Origin of the sequence: Streptomyces sp. NRRL S-87 (genome assembly GCF_000719335.1) — a bacterium.
GTDB lineage: Bacteria > Actinomycetota > Actinomycetes > Streptomycetales > Streptomycetaceae > Streptomyces.
Map to the genome: position 1 here is coordinate 111,819 of NZ_JOGB01000004.1, position 18,586 is coordinate 130,404.

An 18,586-nucleotide genomic window follows, 5' to 3' on the forward strand; every position below is an offset into this window, starting at 1 on the left:
TTCCGACCGGCAGGGGATCGCCCGGGGCGGTCCTTCCGCCCGGGTGGAACAGTAGGCATCCGGCCACGCGGGTGGTGGCCCTCCGGGTGCCGTCCGCGTCCGCGTACCGCACCGCCCACGGAGAGGGCGCCGTGCGTGACCCGGCAGAAGCCCGCGAGGTCGTCGGCCTTGCTCGTGAGGCGGGACAGGGACCCCTCGGGGGTCTTGTCGGGATTCGTCGGACACGTCGCCGGCCGTCGCGGGGAGAGGGACGCGGAACCGTGATCTGACCGAAACCCATCGGTCGTAGGTGGCGCGGAAAGATCCTCCCTCAGCAGTAGGGTGGATCCTTTGCTAACACATTACCCTTGACGCAAGGCCGCGCACGGTGGCCATGGAGGAGTGAGATGAGGAGCAGCAACCCGGTCTTCTCGCGACGGGGGTTCAGCCGCGACAACGGCTACGCCGGCTTTGAGGCGCAGCACGTGCAGGCCGGGACCGCGACCAACCCGTACGCGAGCAACCCCTACGCCGCCGACCCGGCGACGGGCCTGCCGCAGGCCCCGGCCCGCGCCGGCGTGATGACGATCGACGACGTCGTCAGCCGCACGGCGCTCACGCTCGGCACGGTCATCCTGACCGCCGTCCTGGCGTGGACCCTGCTTCCCGTCGACGCGGCGAACCTGAACAAGTCGTACGGGATCGCCGTCGGCGCCGCGCTCGTCGCCTTCGTCCTGGCGATGGTCCAGTCCTTCAAGCGCAAGCCGACGCCGGCGCTCATCCTGGGCTACGCGGCCTTCGAGGGCGTGTTCCTGGGCGTCATCAGCGCCGCCACCAGCACCTACATCGGCGCGGGCGTGGTCATCCAGGCCGTGCTCGGCACCATGTGCGTGTTCGCGGCCGTGCTCTTCGCCTACAAGATGCGCTGGATCCGCGTGACCCGCCGCTTCTACGGCTTCGTCATGGCCGCGGCGCTGGGCTTCGTGCTCCTGATGGTCGCCAACTCGCTGTTCGCCCTCTTCGGCGGCGGCGACGGCCTCGGCTTCCGCTCCGGCGGCCTCGGCATCGTCTTCGGCATCGTCGGCGTCGTCCTCGGCGCCGCGTTCCTCGCCATGGACTTCAAGCAGGTCGAGGACGGCGTGACGTACGGCGCCCCGCGCGAGGAGTCGTGGCTGGCGGCCTTCGGCCTCACCATGACCCTGGTGTGGATCTACCTGGAGCTGCTGCGGCTGTTCCAGATCCTGTCCGGCGACGACTAGTCGTACCGGCCCCCTGAGGGCCGCCCGGCCCCCTGAGGGCCGCCCGGCGTACGAAGCCCCCGCGAGCTCGCCTCGCGGGGGCTTCCGCGTTGTCGGAGCGGGAGTCCTTTCGGCTAGCCCAGCTTGCGGGCGGCCCGTCGCAGGTCGTACTCGTGGATGATCGCCTTCGCGTGGCCGTAGGACAGCTCGTGCATGGAGCGCAGCCAGCTGACCTTCTCGTCGAAGTTGGTGAGGGAAGGGCCCTCGTCGACGGTGCGCAGCCAGTCGGCGATGTCACGACCGGTCGCATCGGGGATGCGGGAAAGCATGTTCCGGTGGGTTTCCTCGGAGAACTCTTGGGACATGGGCGCCTCCGGACGCATGTGACGAGCCTGGTTCTCTTTACGTCACGGTGCCCGAGCATTCGCCTGTTGGCAACACTGCCGTGCGGGCGCGTAGGGTCGCGGCGTGCTCGATACCTCACCGCTGACCGATGCCGTGGAACGCTTCGCCGACCGGCTGCGGGCCGCTCCGCAGAGCCGCCTCCAGCGCGGCGCCGCCGCCGAGGGGCTGGCACTGGCCCGGGAGCTCGCCGTACGGGCGCAGCGCCTGGAGGGCGCGGACGGGGCCGTGGCGCCCCGGGAGATGCCCGACGAGGGGGTCTTCGCGGTCGGCGACCAGGTGGCGGTGGCCGGCACCGATCTGGCCGAGGCGCTCCGGAACGCGGCAACGGCCTCGCCCGGGATGGTGGACGAGGCCGTACGGCTGGTCGCGGAGGCGGAGCGGCGGGCGCTGGCCTGATCGCCCGGCCCGGGCCGCCCGGCCCGCCCGATGCGGTCAGAGCGAGGCGATGACGCGGTCCGCGAGGATGTAGACGTTGTTCTCCGGGTCGTCCGCGTCGCCGCCGCACGAGAACGTCAGGGCGTACGCGCCCGAGATCCCCGAGCCGCCCAGCAGCACCGGCGCCGTGCCGGACCGGAGGGCGTCGGCGAGCCGCTCGGCGGTCTCCCGGTGGCCCGGGGTCATGCACAGCGTGGTGCCGTCGGTGAACACGTACACGTCGAGCGTGCCGAGCGGGCCCGGGCGGACGTCCGCGAGGGCGGTGCGCGCCTCCGCGAGCTCCTCCAGACGGCTCACGGTGCGTTCGTGGTCGGCGTGCGGGGACGGCTGGACCGGGACGAAGTCGGGGTGCGAGGGGTGCCGGCGGCGGGCCGCGGCGAGCTCCGGGGAGTCCTCGGGGTACTCCGGGTCGGCGGCGTCCTCCAGGAGCGGCTCCAGGCCGACCAGGTCGGCCTGGCGGGGCAGGAACACCGGGTTCTCCTCGCCCAGCGCCGGCAGGCCGCCCAGCAGGGACGGCGCGTCGGCCGCGTCGCGGGCCTCCTGGGCCGCCCAGAACGCCCGCGCCTCGGCGAGCTCGCGCTCGCGCTCCTCGGCCAGGGCCTCGGCGACGGCGGCCCGTATCTCGGCGGCGGGGCTGTCCGCGGCGTGCCGGGCGTGCGGAACCGTCGCACCACGGGCGTGCGCGGTCGTCGCGAGGTCGGTCCGCAGGGCGGTGACCTGCTTGCGCAGCCCATGGACGGCGTGCAGCGCAGCAGCGCCCACGGCCGTCGCGGCGGCCGTGGTCAGCAGCAGGACAAGAGACATGGCGCTCACTGACTAACTCCTGATGTGTTCCGATCCCCCGACTTCCTACATCAGCTTGTCCCGACCTGGGAATGGCGTGCAGTGCATTACGTCACGAAATGGACAGGTTGTTCGTCACAGCGGGACCACCCGTCTGGCGGTTGACCTGCAAAAATGCCGAACCCCCAGGACGTAGGTCACATCCTGGGGGAAATTCGGTCACAGCTCGGCCGCGACGGGGTTGGAACACCCCGGGCTGCAAAGGCCCGGGCAGCGGCCGTACGGGCGCCCCGGCCACGGGACGCCCGTACGGCAAACGATTCCTCGGCCCAGCCGCTCGATGACCTTGGTCAGCTCAGCCGCTCGATGACCATGGCCATGCCCTGGCCGCCGCCCACGCACATCGTCTCCAGGCCGAACTGCTTGTCGTGGAACTGGAGGCTGTTGATCAGCGTGCCGGTGAGGCGGGCGCCGGTCATGCCGAAGGGGTGGCCGACGGCGATCGCGCCGCCGTTGACGTTCAGCTTGTCGATGTCGATGCCGAGGTCCCGGTACGAGGGGATCACCTGGGCGGCGAAGGCCTCGTTGATCTCGACCAGGTCGATGTCGCCGATGGTCAGCCCGGCCCGCTTCAGGGCCTGCTTCGACGCCTCGACCGGGCCCAGGCCCATGATCTCGGGGGACAGGCCGGAGACGCCGGTGGAGACGATCCGGGCCAGCGGGGTCAGGCCCAGCTCGCGCGCCTTGGTGTCGCTCATGATGACCAGCGCCGCGGCGCCGTCGTTGAGCGGGCAGCAGTTGCCGGCGGTGACCAGGCCGTCGGGGCGGAAGACCGGCTTCAGGCCCTGGACGCCCTCCAGGGTGACGCCGGCGCGCGGGCCGTCGTCCTTGCTGACGACCGTGCCGTCGGGGAGGGTCACCGGGGTGATCTCGCGCTCCCAGAAGCCCTTCTTGATGGCTTCCTCGGCCAGGTTCTGCGAGCGGACGCCGAACTCGTCCATGTCCTGGCGGGTCACGCCCTTGAGGCGGGCCAGGTTCTCGGCGGTCTGGCCCATCGCGATGTACGCGTCCGGGACCAGGCCGTCCTCGCGCGGGTCGTGCCACGTCGAGCCCTCGGACCGGGCGACCGCGGCCGTACGGGCCTCGGCGTCCGCGAAGAGCGGGTTGTGGGTGTCGGGCAGGCCGTCGGAGCTGCCCTTGACCGAGCGGGACACCATCTCGACGCCGGCCGAGACGAACACGTCGCCCTCGCCGGCCTTGATGGCGTGCAGGGCCATGCGCGAGGTCTGCAGCGAGGACGAGCAGTAGCGCGTGATGGTGCAGCCCGGCAGGTGGTCCATGCCCATCTGCACGGCCACGATGCGGCCGAGGTTGTGGCCCTGCTCGCCGCCGGGGAGGCCGCAGCCGAGCATCAGGTCGTCGATCTCGCGCGGGTCCAGCTCGGGGATCTTGGCGAGGGCGGCCTGGACGATCGTGGCGGTGAGGTCGTCCGGACGGAGGTCCTTCAGGGACCCCTTGAAGGCGCGGCCGATCGGTGAGCGGGCTGCGGAAACGATGACGGCTTCGGGCATCACACGGCTCCAGGGGATGCGGTACGGAATCTGGCAGGACCGCAGGTGAAGTTACCGGTCCGTACGGCCCTTTTCACGGGCGCGGTGGTGTGACGCCCGCCGCATCGGTCCCGGTGGGGGGTGCCGCCACGACGTCCCGTGCCGTGCCACCGGGTGCTTCCACGCCGTCGTGCGACACGTCGACGGGGAGTGCGGTGGGCGGTGCGGTCGGCGCCTCGGGCGGTGCTCCGGACGGCGCCTCGGCGCGGGCCAGGGCCGGGACGCGCCGCCGCCGGCGGTGCTTGAGCAGGGCCCACGGGGCGCGGGCGCCCGTGACCTCGGTGCCGGCGACCGAGGCCGCCGCCGAGGCCGCCTGCGCGACCGGCAGCATGTCCTCGTTCCGCGTGGTGTCGAGCGTGTCCGCCCCCGGCCACAGGCCGAGCGCCGCGCACACCGTCGGCAGCATGGCCATCGCCGCGGTCGCGTACCCCTCGGCCGACGGGTGGTACGCGTCCGGCCCGAACATCTCCCGCGGGTTGGCCTCGAACTCGGGACCCAGCAGGTCCCCCATCGAGACCGTACGCCCGCCCTGCTCGACCACGCCTATGGTCTGCGCGGCGGCCAGCTGCCGCGACACCCGCCGGGCGAGCCACCGCAGCGGTTGGTACACCGGCTCGATCGTGCCCAGGTCCGGGCAGGTCGCGACGGCGACCTCCGCCCCCGCCGTGCGCAGCCGCCGCACCGCCGCCGTCAGCAGCCGCACCGACTGCGTCGGCGGCATCCGGCGGGTCACGTCGTTCGCCCCGATCATGATCACGCACACGTCCGGCACGTACACGGACGGCTCCTCCAGCAGCAGCCGCACCTGCCGGTCCAGGTCGTCGGACATGGCCCCCGACATCGCCACGATCCGCAGGTCGACCGGCCGCTCCGCGACCGCCGCGAGCCCCGAGGCCAGCAGCGCGCCGGGGGTCTGGCCGGCCCGGTGCACCCCCAGCCCGACCGCCGTGGAGTCACCGAGCATCGCCAGCCGCAGCGGTCCGGCGTCACCCGGGTTCCCGAACTCGGCACCGTAGCGGCCGTCCGCGCGCGGCGGGTCCTCCTGGCCGGTGCCGATGGTCTGCTTCGCGAGCTGCGCCTCCGCGAGAAGCAGTCCGAAGGCAGCCGCGCCGAGCAGCCCGATCCCGCCCCCGCCGTACGCCGCGCCCGCCGCGATCCGGCGTGCAGTCCTCGCCCTCGACACCGCTTCGCCACCTCCTCCTGGTGACCCGGCCGTACATGGCTCTACCTGCCCCGTACTGCCGGTCGGCCAATCACTTTCCGCATAGTCTGGCGACACCTCCCGGAGAACCCGTGGAGTCCCCTCCTTGGAGAACATGGTGCAATTCCACGACTCGATGATCAGCCTCGTCGGCAACACCCCGCTGGTGAAGCTCAACCACGTGACCGAAGGCCTTCAGGCGACGGTCCTCGCCAAGGTCGAGTACTTCAACCCTGGCGGGTCCGTGAAGGACCGCATCGCGCTCCGCATGATCGAGGCCGCCGAGCAGAGCGGCGCGCTGCAGCCCGGCGGCACCATCGTTGAGCCGACCAGCGGAAACACCGGTGTCGGACTCGCGATCGTGGCCCAGCAGAAGGGCTACAAGTGCATCTTCGTGTGCCCTGACAAGGTCTCCCTCGACAAGATCAACGTGCTGCGCGCGTACGGGGCCGAGGTCGTCGTCTGCCCGACGGCCGTGGACCCGGAGCACCCGGACTCGTACTACAACGTCTCCGACCGCCTCGTCCGGGAGACGCCGGGGGCCTGGAAGCCGGACCAGTACAGCAACCCGAACAACCCCCGTTCGCACTACGAGACGACCGGTCCCGAGCTGTGGGAACAGACCGAGGGGAAGATCACTCACTTCGTGGCGGGCGTCGGCACCGGAGGCACCATCTCCGGCACCGGCAACTACCTCAAGGAGGCGTCGGGCGGCAAGGTGAAGGTCATCGGCGCCGACCCCGAGGGCTCGGTGTACTCCGGCGGCTCCGGCCGCCCGTACCTGGTCGAGGGCGTGGGCGAGGACTTCTGGCCGACCGCGTACGACCGGAGCGTGGCCGACGAGATCATCGCCGTGTCCGACAAGGACTCCTTCCAGATGACCCGCCGCCTCGCCAAGGAGGAGGGCCTGCTGGTGGGCGGCTCCTGCGGCATGGCCGTGGTGGCCGCGCTGCGCGCCGCGGAGGGCCTGGGCCCGGACGACGTGGTGGTCGTCCTGCTGCCGGACAGCGGCCGCGGCTACCTCAGCAAGATCTTCTCGGACGAGTGGATGGCCGGTCACGGCTTCCTCGAGGAGGCGGGCCCGGCGGCGCGCATCGGTGACGTCCTCGCGGACAAGGAGGGCGGCAGCATCCCGTCCCTGGTGCACATGCACCCCGAGGAGACCGTCGGCGAGGCCATCGAGGTGCTGCGCGAGTACGGCGTCTCGCAGATGCCCGTGGTCAAGCCGGGCGCCGGCCACCCGGACGTGATGGCCGCCGAGGTCATCGGCTCGGTCGTGGAGAAGGAACTGCTGGCGGCGTTGTTCGCGCAGCGGGCCTCGCTGAACGACCCGCTGGAGAAGCACATGAGCGCGCCGCTGCCGCAGGTCGGCTCCGGCGAGCCGGTGTCGGACCTGATGGCCGCGCTGGGCGAGGCCGACGCGGCCATCGTGCTGGTCGAGGGCAAGCCGACCGGTGTGGTCAGCCGCCAGGACCTGCTGGCCTTCCTGGCCAAGACGGCGAAGTAGCGCCGCCGCCGGGGCGCCCCGGGTACCGCCGGTACCCGGATGCCCCGGCACGGGTGCTGCGCGTCGCGCAACCGGTACGCACGCGACACGTCACGGCAGCACGCGCTTAACAACGCTCCGGCACAGTGGTGGTCGTCGGCAGGGCCCGCGAGGGCCCGGCCGGCCCACCCACGGCGCCAGGGACCTCCGGAGCGGCTCCCGGACCTCCATGGCCGCCACGGACGCGAGACCGGCCCTGACCCGGCCCGTGTCCTCCGCGGGGACCGCCGCCGTCCCGACCTCCGGGCCTGCCCGGAGGTGCGACGGTCCCCGCGACATCCCCTCCCCGCCGCACCCCCGCGGCCTCCGGCCCCGCCCCCGGCCGTGCGCCGCCCGTCCGCGGACTGACCGCCGCTTGCCGTCCTGCATAGATGCATGCAGAGTGCTGCGTGAGTGAATGGACGGGAGGGGGCGGGATGAGCGGGACCACGGCCGGCCGGGGCGCGAGCGCGGCCGGTACGGGCGGTGACGGCGGTACGACCGGCACGTCCGAGGGCGCCGCGCGCGCCGCGGCCGGGGGCGGCGCGGGCGACAGCCCGGCCGCGCGCCTGCAGGCCCTGTTCGAGGGCCACCGGCTGACGCCGACCCAGCGCCGGATCGCCCACTGCATGGTCCGGGGCGCCGCCGACGTGCCGTTCCTGTCGAGCGTCGAGCTCGCGGAGCTGGCCGGGGTGAGCCAGCCCTCCGTGACGCGGTTCGCGGTCGCCCTGGGCTTCGACGGCTACCCGGCGCTGCGCCGCTACCTGCGCGAGGTGGCGCCGGCCGCCGAACCGGGTGCCGGCCGCGGCGAGGGCTCGTACAACTCCTACCAGCAGGCCGTGCAGGCCGAGATCGAGAACCTGCGCCACCTGTCGGCCATGCTCGCCGACCCCGGGCCCGCGGAGGAGGCCGGCCGGGTGCTCGCCGCCTCCCGGCCGCTGCCCGTGCTGGGCCTGCGCGCCGCCTCGTCGCAGGCCCGCGGCTTCGCGTACTTCGCGGGCAAGGTGCACCCGGACGTACGCCTCCTCGACGAGGGCGGCAGCATGCTGGCCGACCGGATCGACTCCTGCGTCCGGGCCGGGGCCTCGGCACTGCTGTGCTTCGCGCTGCCCCGGCACCCGAAGGAGGTCGTGGAGATCCTGCGGTACGCCCGCGACTCCGGGCTGACGGTGGTCACGGTCGCCGACTCCGCCTTCGCACCGGTCGCCCGCCACTCCGACCTGCTCATCCCGGCGCCCGTGGGCACGGGCCTGGCCTTCGACACGGCCTGCGCACCGATGCTGCTGGGCCGCGTGCTGCTGGAGGCCATCGCGGACGCACTGCCGGACGCGCAGGCGCGGCTGGAGCAGTTCGACGCGAGCGCGGCGGCACGCGGCCTGTTCGTCGACTAGGGCGCCGGATGGGGCCGGGCCGGGGACCCGGTTCCGGTCGAGGGGCGCTCGGATGTGGCCGGAAAGCGGCGGGTCGTGCGCGGCACGGGTGGTGGGGGGCCGAGCGCCGTGGCAGTCTCCCGCGGTGAACCGTGATCAGATCTCCATGCTCGCCCACGCGGACCACCCGATCTCGGCCCCGGTCGGCGACGACGCGGTGCGCCGGCTCCTCGACCACGCCGTCGTCCGCGGTGACGAGCGCGTCCTCGACCTCGGCTGCGGGCGCGGCGAGTGGCTGCTGCGGGCGCTGGCCGCCCACCCGGGCCTGCGCGGCGAGGGCGTCGACCTCTCCGAGACCTCGCTCGGGCACGCGCGCGAGGCCGCGCGGGCGCGGGGCGTCGAGGACCGCCTCACCCTCCACCAGGAGGACGCGGGCGCGTTCACCTCCCCGCACCTCTTCGACGTCGTGTTCGTCGTGGCGGCCACGCACGCCTTCGGTGGCCTGTCCGCCGTCCTGGCCGCCGCGCGCAAGCACCTGGCCCCCGGCGGCCGGGTCCTGCTCGGCGACGGCATCTGGGTCCACGAACCCGCGCCCGAGGCCGTCGAGATGCTGGGGGAGACGACCGACCTCGCGAGCACCGTGGACCTCGTGACGGCCGAGGGCTGGGTCCCGGTCCACGGCCACGTCAGCAGCCGCGAGGAGCTCGACGCGTACGAATGGGCCTGGACCGGTTCCCTGGCCTCCTGGGCGCTCGACCACCCCGACGACCCGGGCAGTGCCCAGGCGCTCGAAGCGGCCGCCACCCACCGCACGGAGTGGCTGCGCTGCTACCGCGACACCTGGGGCTTCGTCTGCATGGTGCTGCGCCCCACCGCGCCCTGAGGCCCGGGCGCCGACCCCTGAGGGCCGGCCGCTGCCAGGGCCGGCGCCGCTCCACGGTGAGCGGCTCGACGTCGAAGGTCGTCCCTACAGGAGCGCGTCCGGGACGTCGCCGCCCGCCTCCGCGACGATCGAGGCGGGGGACTGGGCCGGCCGCACGGGGGTGAAGCGCACCGCGTCCCCGCCGGGGGCGACCGTGAAGCCGTACACCGCCGGGCGCGGCAGGCTGTTGTAGCCGTAGTGGGCGGTGAAGAAGTACGCCCCGGTGTCCGGCACCGCGAGCAGGTCGCCCGGGTGGAGGAGGGGCAGCGGCCGGGCCTCGGCGAGCAGGTCGCCGGCGAAGCAGGCCGGCCCCGCGACGTCCTGGGCCACCGGCGGCCCGGTGCGGGGCGCGCCCTTGGCGTCGTAGGGGAGGATGCGCAGCGGCCAGGCGGCCGGGGCGTAGACGGTACGGGTGGCGAGCTGGACGCCCGCGTGGGTGACGGCGATCTGCCGGCCGCCCGCGGACTTCGTGTACTCCACCCGGGTGAGCACCAGGCCGTGCTTGGCCAGCAGCGACCGGCCGAACTCGGTGACCAGCCCGTACCGTCCGGCGAACAGTCCCGGCACGGCCCCGCGCAGGGCGCGGACGTACGCGGCGTACGTGGGGCCCGGCCCGTCCGAGGTGAAGTCGACGGGCAGCCCGCCGCCGATGTCGAGGGTGTCGACCTGGCGCCGCCCGACGGCCGCGTTGATCTCTTCGGCGAGCGCGTGCACCTCCCGGACGCCCTCGGTCATCAGGGCGAGCGGGAGGCCCTGGGAGCCCGAGTGGGTGTGCAACCGGGTGAGCCAGGGGCGCTCGCGGTAGGCGCGTACGACCCACTCGCGCGCCCCCGGGTCGCGCAGCGCGACGCCGAACTTCGAGGTGGCGGTGGCCGTGGAGAGGGCGCCGATGGAGCCGGCGCCGATCTGCGGGTTGACCCGCAGGCCGAGGGGCGAGGCCGTGGGGCCGGCGGCGAGCAGGCCGTCGAGGCGGGCGAGCTCCTGGGGGTTGTCGGCGTTGACGGCGACCCCGAGGGCCAGGGCCTCGCGCAGCTCGGCGGGCGTCTTCGCGGGGGAGTCCAGCACGATCCGGTCGGCCGGGATCCCGGCCGCCCGGGCCAGTGCCAGCTCGCCGGGGCTGGCCACCTCGGCCCCGATGCCGGCCGCGGCCAGCAGGCGCAGGACCGGCACCAGGGGGCAGGCCTTCACGGCGAAGGCGTGCAGCACGGGCCCGCCGGCCGCGCCCGCCGCCGCCCCGCCGTCCCCGGGGAGGACCTCCTCGAACGCCGCGCGCAGTCCCGCCGCCGCGCCGCGGATCCCGGCCACGTCGAGCAGGCACACCAGCGGCGGTCCGTCCCCGTCCCCGCCGCCCTCCCCGGCCCCGATCAGTCCCTGCCCCACGGCGGCACGTACGGCCAGGTCGCGGCGTACGGCGGCGGCGGGTGGCGGCCCGACGGCGATGCCGCCGGAGCCCACCGGGCCGACGGCCGCGGGGTCGTCCACGGGGTCGTCCACGGGGTCGTTCGCGGGGTCTGTCCGGTCGGCGACGGCCATACGAGTCAGCCAATCATCCGCGCCCCGCCGCCGCAGCTGTTGACTGAATCTATTCAGCGAGACAGGATGTGAATGGATTGACCAACATCGGAGGAGGCACAGCCATGTCAGGACCCCGCCCCGTTCGCGCTGCACGAGGCACCGAGCTCAGCACCCTGGGATGGCAGCAGGAAGCCGCCCTCCGCATGCTCCAGAACAACCTCGACCCCGAGGTCGCCGAGCACCCCGACAAGCTCGTCGTCTACGGCGGCACCGGCAAGGCGGCCCGCGACTGGCGCTCCTTCGACGCCATGGTCCGCACCCTGCGCACCCTGAAGCAGGACGAGACCATGCTCGTCCAGTCGGGCCGCCCGGTCGGCGTCATGCAGACCCACGAGTGGGCCCCGCGCGTCCTGCTCGCCAACTCCAACCTGGTCGGCGACTGGGCCAACTGGGAGGAGTTCCGCCGTCTGGAGGCCCTCGGCCTGACCATGTACGGCCAGATGACCGCCGGCTCCTGGATCTACATCGGCACCCAGGGCATCCTCCAGGGCACGTACGAGACCTTCGCCGCCGTCGCCGCGAAGAAGTTCAACGGCACCCTGGCCGGCACCATCACCCTCACCGCCGGCCTCGGCGGCATGGGCGGCGCCCAGCCGCTGGCCGTCACCATGAACGACGGCGTCGCGATCTGCATCGACGTCGACCCGCGCGCCATCGAGCGCCGCATCGAGCACCGCTACCTGGACGTCAGGGCCGACAGCCTCGACCACGCCCTGCAGCTCGCCACCGAGGCCCGCGACCAGCGCAAGCCGCTGTCCATCGGCGTCCTCGGCAACGCGGCCGAGCTGGTCCCGCAGCTGCTCGCGATGGGCGCGCCCATCGACATCGTCACCGACCAGACCTCGGCCCACGACCCGCTGGCGTACCTCCCCGTCGGCGTCGCCTTCGAGGACATGGCCGACGCCGCCGCCAAGGACCCGGCCGGCTTCACCACCCGCGCCCGCGAGTCGATGGCCAAGCACGTCGAGGCCATGGTCGGGTTCATGGACGCCGGCGCCGAGGTCTTCGACTACGGCAACTCCATCCGCGGCGAGGCCCAGCTGGCCGGCTACGACCGCGCGTTCGCCTTCCCCGGCTTCGTCCCGGCCTACATCCGCCCGCTGTTCTGCGAGGGCAAGGGCCCCTTCCGCTGGGCCGCCCTGTCCGGCGAGGCCTCGGACATCGCCAAGACCGACAAGGCGATCCTGGAGCTCTTCCCGGAGAACGAGTCGCTGGCCCGCTGGATCAAGATGGCCGGCGAGCGCGTCCACTTCCAGGGCCTGCCCGCCCGCATCTGCTGGCTCGGCTACGGCGAGCGCGACAAGGCCGGCGAGCGCTTCAACGACATGGTCGCCTCCGGCGAACTGGCCGCCCCGCTGGCCATCGGCCGCGACCACCTGGACTGCGGCTCCGTCGCCTCCCCGTACCGCGAGACCGAGGCCATGCTCGACGGCTCGGACGCCATCGCCGACTGGCCGCTGCTGAACGCCATGGTCAACGTCGCCTCCGGCGCGTCCTGGGTCTCCCTCCACCACGGCGGCGGCGTCGGCATGGGCCGCTCGATCCACGCCGGCCAGGTCACCGTCGCCGACGGCACCGCGCTCGCGGGCGAGAAGGTCCGCCGCGTCCTGACCAACGACCCGGGCATGGGCGTCATCCGCCACGTGGACGCCGGCTACGACATCGCCGAGACCGTCGCCGACGAGCGCGGCGTCCGCATCCCCATGCGCGAGGGCGACTCCGAGTGACCTCGCACCCGACGACGGGCGCGGGCTCCTTCCACACCATGTGGAACGAGCTCGCGCCCATCGGCCGCAACGCCGACAGCGGCGGGTACCGCCGGTACGCCTGGACCGAGGCGGACCGGGACTGCCGCGCCTGGTTCCGCGCGGAGGCCGAGAAGCGCGGCCTCGCCTACGAGACCGACCGCAACGGCAACCAGTGGGCCTGGCTCGGCGACCCCGAGGCCGGCGACGCCGTCGTCACCGGCTCCCACCTCGACTCCGTCCCCGACGGCGGCGCCTTCGACGGCCCGCTCGGCGTGGTCTCCGCCTTCGCCGCCCTCGACGAGCTCCGCGCCCGCGGCGCGTCGTTCACCCGACCCCTCGCGATCGGCAACTTCGGCGACGAGGAGGGCGCCCGATTCGGCCTGGCCTGCGTCGGCTCCCGCCTCACCGCCGGACAGCTCACCCGCGAGAAGGCGTACGAGCTGCGCGACGCCGACGGCATCAGCCTCCCGCAGGCGATGGAGGCCGCCGGGTACGACCCCGAGGCCATCGGGCCGGACCCCGAACGGCTGGCCCGGATCGGCGCGTTCGTCGAACTGCACGTCGAACAGGGCCGCGCCCTCGACCTGTCGGGCGACCGGGTCGGCCTGGCCTCCGCCATCTGGCCGCACGGCCGCTGGCGGTTCGACTTCCACGGCGAGGCCAACCACGCGGGCACCACACGCCTGGTCGACCGCCGCGACCCGATGCTCACCTACGCCCAGACCGTCCTCGCCGCCCGCGAGGAGGCCCGGCTGGCCGGCGCCGTCGCCACCTTCGGCAAGATCGCGGTCGAGCCGAACGGCGTCAACGCCATCCCCTCCCTCGTCCGCGGCTGGCTCGACTCCCGCGCCGCCGACCAGGCCACCCTCGACACCGTCGTCACGGCCATCGAGAAGGCCGCGCAGGAGCGGGCCGAGCGCGACGGCATCGACCTGCGCATCGTGCGCGAGTCCTTCACCCCGGTCGTGGAGTTCGAGCACGCCCTGCGCGACGAACTGGCCCGCATCCTGGGCGCGTCGCAGGGCCGCGAGGTGCCCGTCCTGGGCACGGGCGCGGGACACGACGCCGGAATCCTCTCCGGCTCGATCCCGACCGCGATGCTGTTCGTACGCAACCCCACCGGCGTCTCCCACTCCCCGGCCGAGTTCGCGGCCGAGGACGACTGCGTCGCCGGCGTCCTCGCCCTCGCCGACGTACTGGAAGGTCTCGCGTGCCGCTGACCGCGCAGCAGAAGACGTACTGGCTGGAGCACGCCTGGCTCGACGACCACGTCGAGCCGGGCGTCGCCCTGACCGTGTCGACCGGCGGCTCCGCCGCGGGGACCGCCGACGGCCGGATCACCGCCGTCCGCACCGGGGTCGACGCCCCGCCGCCCGGCGCCGAGGTCCTGCGGGGGCTCACCCTCCCGGGCCTGGCCAACGCCCACTCGCACGCCTTCCACCGCGCCCTGCGCGGCACCGTGCAGGTGGGCTCCGGCACGTTCTGGACCTGGCGCGAGATCATGTACGGCGTCGCCCAGAAGCTCACCCCCGACACGTACTTCGCCCTCGCCCGGGCCGTGTACGCCGAGATGGCCCTGGCCGGCATCACGTCGGTGGGCGAGTTCCACTACGTCCACCACGCCCCCGGCGGCACCCGGTACGACGACCCCAACGCCATGGGCGAGGCGCTGATCGCGGCCGCCGCCGAGGCCGGCATCCGCATCACCCTCCTCGACACCGCCTACCTCTCCTCCGGCTTCGGCGAGGCCCCGAACCCGCACCAGCTGCGCTTCTCCGACGGCACGGCCGACGCGTGGGCCGAGCGGGCCTCGGCCCTCAAGGAGAGCGGGCACGCCCGCATCGGCGCCGCGATCCACTCCGTCCGCGCCGTCCCCGCGGACCAGCTGGCGACCGTGGCCGGCTGGGCGGAGGCCCGGCGCGCCCCGCTGCACGTCCACCTCAGCGAGCAGACCGCCGAGAACGACGCCTGCGAGGCCGCCCACGGCGTCACCCCGACCCGGCTCCTCGCCGACCACGGCGTCCTCGGCCCGCGCACCACCGGCGTCCACAACACGCACCTCACCGACGCCGACATCGCCCTGCTCGGCGGGACGACGACCGGTACGTGCATGTGCCCGACCACCGAGCGCGACCTGGCCGACGGCATCGGCCCCGCCGTCCGGCTCCAGCGGGCCGGCAGCCCGCTGTCCCTGGGCAGCGACAGCCACGCCGTCATCGACCTGCTGGAGGAGGCGCGCGCCATGGAGCTCAACGAGCGCCTGGCCTCGCGGACCCGGGGGCACTGGACCGCCGCCGCGCTGCTGCGCGCCGCGACCGCCGACGGGCACGCCGCCCTCGGCTGGTCGGACGCCGGCACGCTGGAGGCCGGTGCGCTCGCCGACTTCACGACCATCGCCCTGGACTCCGTACGCACCGCCGGGCCCGTGCCGCGCCTCGGTGCCGAGACCGCGGTCTTCGCGGCCACCGCGTCCGACGTCCGCCACACGGTGGTCGGCGGTCGCCACGTCGTCCGCGACGGCGCCCACGCCCTGGTCGGCGACGTCGCCGCCGCCCTGTCCGACTCCATCGCCGCCGTCCGCGGCTGACGACCCGGTCCTTCCCCCACCCCCGCCCTTCCCCCGTACCCGGGGCCCGGGCCGCAGCCCCGGCGGCGGCCGGGGTCGCGAGCCCCGGTTCCGGGAAGGGGCGGGGTGGGGGGAACGAACCGCCCTGAGAGGAACCATGACGACCACCGTCATCAAGAACATCGGCAGCCTCGTCACCAACGACCCCACCCTCGGCGACGCCTCCCCCCTCGGCCTGGTCGAGGACGCGGCCGTCGTCCTCGACGGCGACACGATCGCCTGGGTCGGCCCCACGACACAGGCCCCGCCCGCCGACGCCGCCTTCGACGCGCAGGGTCGAGCAGTGATCCCCGGCTTCGTGGACTCCCACAGCCACCTCGTCTTCGCCGGCGACCGCACCCAGGAGTTCAACGCCCGCATGTCCGGCCGGAGCTACACGGCCGGCGGCATCCGCACCACCGTCGCCGCCACCCGCGCCGCCACCGACGAGGAGCTCGAAGCCAACCTCGTGCGCCACCTCCACGAGGCACGCCGCCAGGGCACCACCACCTTCGAGACCAAGTCCGGCTACGGCCTCACCGTCGAGGACGAGGCCCGCGCCCTGCGCATCGCCGCCGCCCACACCGACGAGGTCACCTACCTCGGCGCCCACATCGTCCCGCCCGACTACGCCGACGACCCGGCCGCGTACGTCGAGCTCGTGACCGGCGAGATGCTCGAGGCCTGCGCCCCGTACGCCCGCTGGGTCGACGTCTTCTGCGAGAAGGGCGCCTTCGACGGCGACCAGGCCCGCGCGATCCTCACCGCAGGCAAGGCCAAGGGCCTGACCCCGCGCATCCACGCCAACCAGCTCAGCTTCGGCCCCGGCGTCCAGCTCGGCGTCGAGCTCGGCGCGGCCTCCGCCGACCACTGCACCCACCTCACGGACGCGGACGTCGACGCCCTCGCCAACTCCGAGACCGTCGCCACCCTGCTGCCCGGCGCCGAGTTCTCCACCCGCGCCCAGTGGCCCGACGCCCGCCGGCTGCTCGACGCGGGCGCGACCGTGGCACTGTCCACCGACTGCAACCCCGGCTCCTCCTACACCAGTTCCATGCCGTTCTGCGTGGCCCTCGCGGTCCGGGACATGGGCATGACCCCGGACGAGGCCCTGTGGTCCGCCACCGCCGGCGGCGCCCGCGCCCTGCGCCGCACCGACATCGGTCGCGTCGCTCCCGGCGCCCGCGCCGACCTCGCCCTCCTCGACGCGCCCAGCCACGTCCACCTGGCCTACCGCCCGGGCGTCCCGCTGGTCGCGGCGGTCTGGCAGCGCGGCGTGCGCGCCGTCTAGGGTCCGGGCAGGCGGGGCGCACCGAGGGGCGGCTCAGGTCCTCGCGGCCCGATTCGCGGCCCGATCCGCGGCCCGATCCGTGACCGGATCCGCGAAGGAGGCCAGGGTGCCGGGCCGCACCGCGCCGACCGCGGCCGAGCCGCGCAGCAGCCCGGCCAGGTCGCGGGCGGGCGCCTGCTCGGTGGTCGCGGCCGCCGCCGTGATGCGGTCCATCCGGAAGCCCCGGCCGGCCCGCCGCGTGCGGCACCAGGCGACGAGGTACCACCGGCCGCCGGCGGTGAGGAGTCCGGCCGGTTCCACCGTGCGGACGCTCGGGTGTCCCGCCGCGTCGGTGTAGGACAGCCGCAGGACCGTGCCGGCGGCGAGGGCCCCCTCCACCGCGGTACGGACCCCGGGATCGAACGGCGGGGGCAGCGCGACGATCCGGGCGGCCAGGTCCCGCGCCGCGACCGAGGCGGGGCCGGTCATCGAGGCCGCGATCTTCCGGGCCGCCGTGCGGGCCGCAGCGGCGTACGGGGCGGCGGTGTCGGCCGAGGCGAGGGCGACGGCCAGGGCCGAGGCCTCCTCGGGGGTGAAGCGGACCGGGGGGAGGGTCATGTCCGGATCGATCGACCAGCCCCCGCCCCGCCCGGCAGCGGCGCGCACCGGGACGCCGGTCTCCAGGAGCACCTGGAGGTCGCGCTGCACCGTGCGCGTGCTCACCTCGAAGCGCGCGGCGAGCGCCGCGACCGTACGCGGTCGTGGCGCCGCCGCACGCAGCTCCTCCACCAGTGCGTACAGCCGGGCGGTGCGGTTCATACCGGCGACGCTACCGTCCCGCGGCGGACAGGAAGTCCCCCTGGCGCCGCTCCTCGCGTGCGGTGACGGTCAGAGGGAACAGGGTGAAGCCGTGCATGGCGCCGGCGACGACGTCGAGGCGCACGGGCGCGCCTGCCGCACGCCACCGCGCGGCCAGGAACAGCGAGTCGTCCCGCAGCGGGTCCTCGGTGCCGACGACCATCCGGGCGGGTGGCAGGCCGGTCAGGTCGGCGAACAGCGGTGAGACGTCGGGAGCGCGGCGCTGCTCCGCCCCCATGCCCGGGGTGAACAGCTCGTAGGTCCGCCGCAGCGTGTCGGTGTTGCTCAGCAGCCGTCTGGAGCCGAACGACCGCTGGCTCGGGGTCATCGAGAGGTCGTACGGGCCGAAGAGCAGGTGGGCCGCCCGGAACGCGCCGGTGATGCCGTGCCGGTCGCGCAGCCGCAGCAGCGTCACCACGGCCAGGTGGGCTCCGGCCGATTCACCCCCGATGAGCAGGCGTCCGGTGCCGAACTCGGTCACGGCGTGCTCCACCAGCCACCGTGCGGCAGCCTCGCAGTCGTCGGGCCCGGCGGGGAAGGGATGTTCCGGTGCGAGGCGGTAGTCCACGCTGACCACGGCCAGCCGCGCCCGCCCGGCGAGCCGCCACAGCCTCTCGTCCTGGCCGTCCGCGGAGCCGAACGCCCAGCCGCCTCCGTGGACGTGCAGGTAGACGCCGTCGACGCGGTCGGGCACGAACGTCCTCACCCGTACCCCGCCGGCGATGACGCGGTCCCGCCCGTGCGGCAGTCGGACCGGAGGCGCCTCCCCGCCGAGCCGGTTGCGTCGCAGGGCCGCCAGCACGGCGGCGTCCGGTGCCCGGTCGCGCGCCGGGCGGTCCACGGCGCGGGCCTCGAATTCCTCGTTGAACGCCAGGGTTTCGGCGAGGCAGTCCTCATCGGTGATCGTCATGCCCCGACCCTCGCAGCCGTCCGCGACAACCCCCTGTCACCGTTTCCCCGTGAGGTGCGACACGTTCGGGTGTGCGTCGGCGGGCCCGATCCGGCCCGTCCTCCGTCTTCCCTCTCCAAGGCCCCGGGCGTACCTTGACGGCTCAATCTGAT

The 18,586-nt window shown here is 74.2% G+C and carries 16 protein-coding genes; 9 read left to right on the forward strand and 7 right to left on the reverse strand.

All coding sequences use genetic code 11. From position 1 onward, the window contains the following. Window positions 1–386 precede the first annotated feature (386 nt). Window positions 387–1,238 carry a Bax inhibitor-1/YccA family protein gene (locus tag IF43_RS0104280; protein ID WP_030193952.1) on the forward strand — a complete coding sequence of 284 codons (852 nt, stop codon included), beginning with the start codon at window positions 387–389 and terminating at the stop codon, window positions 1,236–1,238. Window positions 1,239–1,351: 113 nt separating this feature from the next. On the opposite strand, the gene IF43_RS0104285 is transcribed toward IF43_RS0104280, so the two are convergent. Further along, on the reverse strand, window positions 1,352–1,582 hold the full coding sequence (locus tag IF43_RS0104285; RefSeq protein WP_030193955.1) for a DUF4287 domain-containing protein: 231 nt from the start codon (window positions 1,580–1,582) through the stop codon (window positions 1,352–1,354). A 103-nt stretch (window positions 1,583–1,685) separates the two neighbouring features. Between IF43_RS0104285 and IF43_RS0104290 the strand changes: the two genes are divergently transcribed. Further along, a complete protein-coding gene (locus tag IF43_RS0104290) occupies window positions 1,686–2,018 on the forward strand; it encodes a hypothetical protein (protein ID WP_030193958.1) in 333 nt (110 codons plus the stop codon). A 36-nt stretch (window positions 2,019–2,054) separates the two neighbouring features. Here the strand turns inward: IF43_RS0104290 and IF43_RS0104295 are convergent, their stop codons facing one another. From IF43_RS0104295 to IF43_RS0104305, 3 genes are all read right to left on the reverse strand, one after another. Continuing rightward, window positions 2,055–2,861 (reverse strand): hypothetical protein, encoded by an 807-nt coding sequence (locus tag IF43_RS0104295; RefSeq protein WP_063753267.1) that lies wholly within the window; start codon window positions 2,859–2,861, stop codon window positions 2,055–2,057. Window positions 2,862–3,190: 329 nt separating this feature from the next. Beyond that, a complete protein-coding gene (locus IF43_RS0104300; protein ID WP_030193964.1) occupies window positions 3,191–4,411 on the reverse strand; it encodes an acetyl-CoA C-acetyltransferase in 1,221 nt (406 codons plus the stop codon). Window positions 4,412–4,484: 73 nt separating this feature from the next. Next, the gene (locus IF43_RS0104305; protein ID WP_234331938.1) at window positions 4,485–5,633 is read right to left on the reverse strand and encodes an SGNH/GDSL hydrolase family protein; all 1,149 of its coding nucleotides are present in this window, start codon (window positions 5,631–5,633) and stop codon (window positions 4,485–4,487) included. A gap of 136 nt (window positions 5,634–5,769) precedes the next feature. Here IF43_RS0104305 and IF43_RS0104310 point away from each other — a divergent pair, with 136 nt between their 5' ends. The 3 genes from IF43_RS0104310 to IF43_RS0104320 all read left to right on the forward strand — a co-directional run bounded on the left by IF43_RS0104310 (window position 5,770) and on the right by IF43_RS0104320 (window position 9,429). Further along, window positions 5,770–7,158, forward strand: a complete 1,389-nt coding sequence (locus IF43_RS0104310) for a cystathionine beta-synthase (protein ID WP_030193969.1) — start codon at window positions 5,770–5,772, stop codon at window positions 7,156–7,158. Between the two features lie 455 nt (window positions 7,159–7,613). After that, window positions 7,614–8,567 carry a MurR/RpiR family transcriptional regulator gene (locus tag IF43_RS0104315; protein ID WP_078909901.1) on the forward strand — a complete coding sequence of 318 codons (954 nt, stop codon included), beginning with the start codon at window positions 7,614–7,616 and terminating at the stop codon, window positions 8,565–8,567. 124 nt (window positions 8,568–8,691) lie between these two features. Further along, window positions 8,692–9,429: a cyclopropane-fatty-acyl-phospholipid synthase family protein gene (locus tag IF43_RS0104320; RefSeq protein ID WP_030193975.1), complete on the forward strand. Its 738-nt coding sequence runs from the start codon at window positions 8,692–8,694 to the stop codon at window positions 9,427–9,429. 84 nt (window positions 9,430–9,513) lie between these two features. Here IF43_RS0104320 and IF43_RS0104325 read toward each other — a convergent pair whose 3' ends face one another. Then, complete coding sequence (locus IF43_RS0104325; RefSeq protein WP_078909902.1) at window positions 9,514–11,001, reverse strand: diaminopimelate decarboxylase; 1,488 nt, start codon at window positions 10,999–11,001, stop codon at window positions 9,514–9,516. 104 nt (window positions 11,002–11,105) lie between these two features. On the opposite strand from IF43_RS0104325, the gene hutU reads away from it, so the two are divergent. The 4 genes from hutU to hutI all read left to right on the forward strand — a co-directional run bounded on the left by hutU (window position 11,106) and on the right by hutI (window position 16,687). Further along, window positions 11,106–12,770 (forward strand): urocanate hydratase, encoded by a 1,665-nt coding sequence (gene hutU / locus IF43_RS0104330; RefSeq protein WP_030193982.1) that lies wholly within the window; start codon window positions 11,106–11,108, stop codon window positions 12,768–12,770. Window positions 12,771–12,808: 38 nt separating this feature from the next. After that, complete coding sequence (locus IF43_RS0104335) at window positions 12,809–14,011, forward strand: allantoate amidohydrolase (RefSeq protein ID WP_030193986.1); 1,203 nt, start codon at window positions 12,809–12,811, stop codon at window positions 14,009–14,011. Further along, on the forward strand, window positions 14,002–15,378 hold the full coding sequence (locus tag IF43_RS0104340) for a formimidoylglutamate deiminase (RefSeq protein ID WP_107048390.1): 1,377 nt from the start codon (window positions 14,002–14,004) through the stop codon (window positions 15,376–15,378). The genes IF43_RS0104335 and IF43_RS0104340 overlap by 10 nt, the downstream gene beginning before the upstream one ends. A gap of 136 nt (window positions 15,379–15,514) precedes the next feature. Then, window positions 15,515–16,687, forward strand: a complete 1,173-nt coding sequence (hutI, locus tag IF43_RS0104345) for an imidazolonepropionase (RefSeq protein ID WP_030193993.1) — start codon at window positions 15,515–15,517, stop codon at window positions 16,685–16,687. 33 nt (window positions 16,688–16,720) lie between these two features. Here the strand turns inward: hutI and IF43_RS0104350 are convergent, their stop codons facing one another. Continuing rightward, a complete protein-coding gene (locus tag IF43_RS0104350) occupies window positions 16,721–17,485 on the reverse strand; it encodes a YafY family protein (protein WP_051794662.1) in 765 nt (254 codons plus the stop codon). A gap of 10 nt (window positions 17,486–17,495) precedes the next feature. Further along, window positions 17,496–18,434: an alpha/beta hydrolase gene (locus tag IF43_RS0104355; protein WP_030193999.1), complete on the reverse strand. Its 939-nt coding sequence runs from the start codon at window positions 18,432–18,434 to the stop codon at window positions 17,496–17,498. Window positions 18,435–18,586 lie beyond the last annotated feature (152 nt).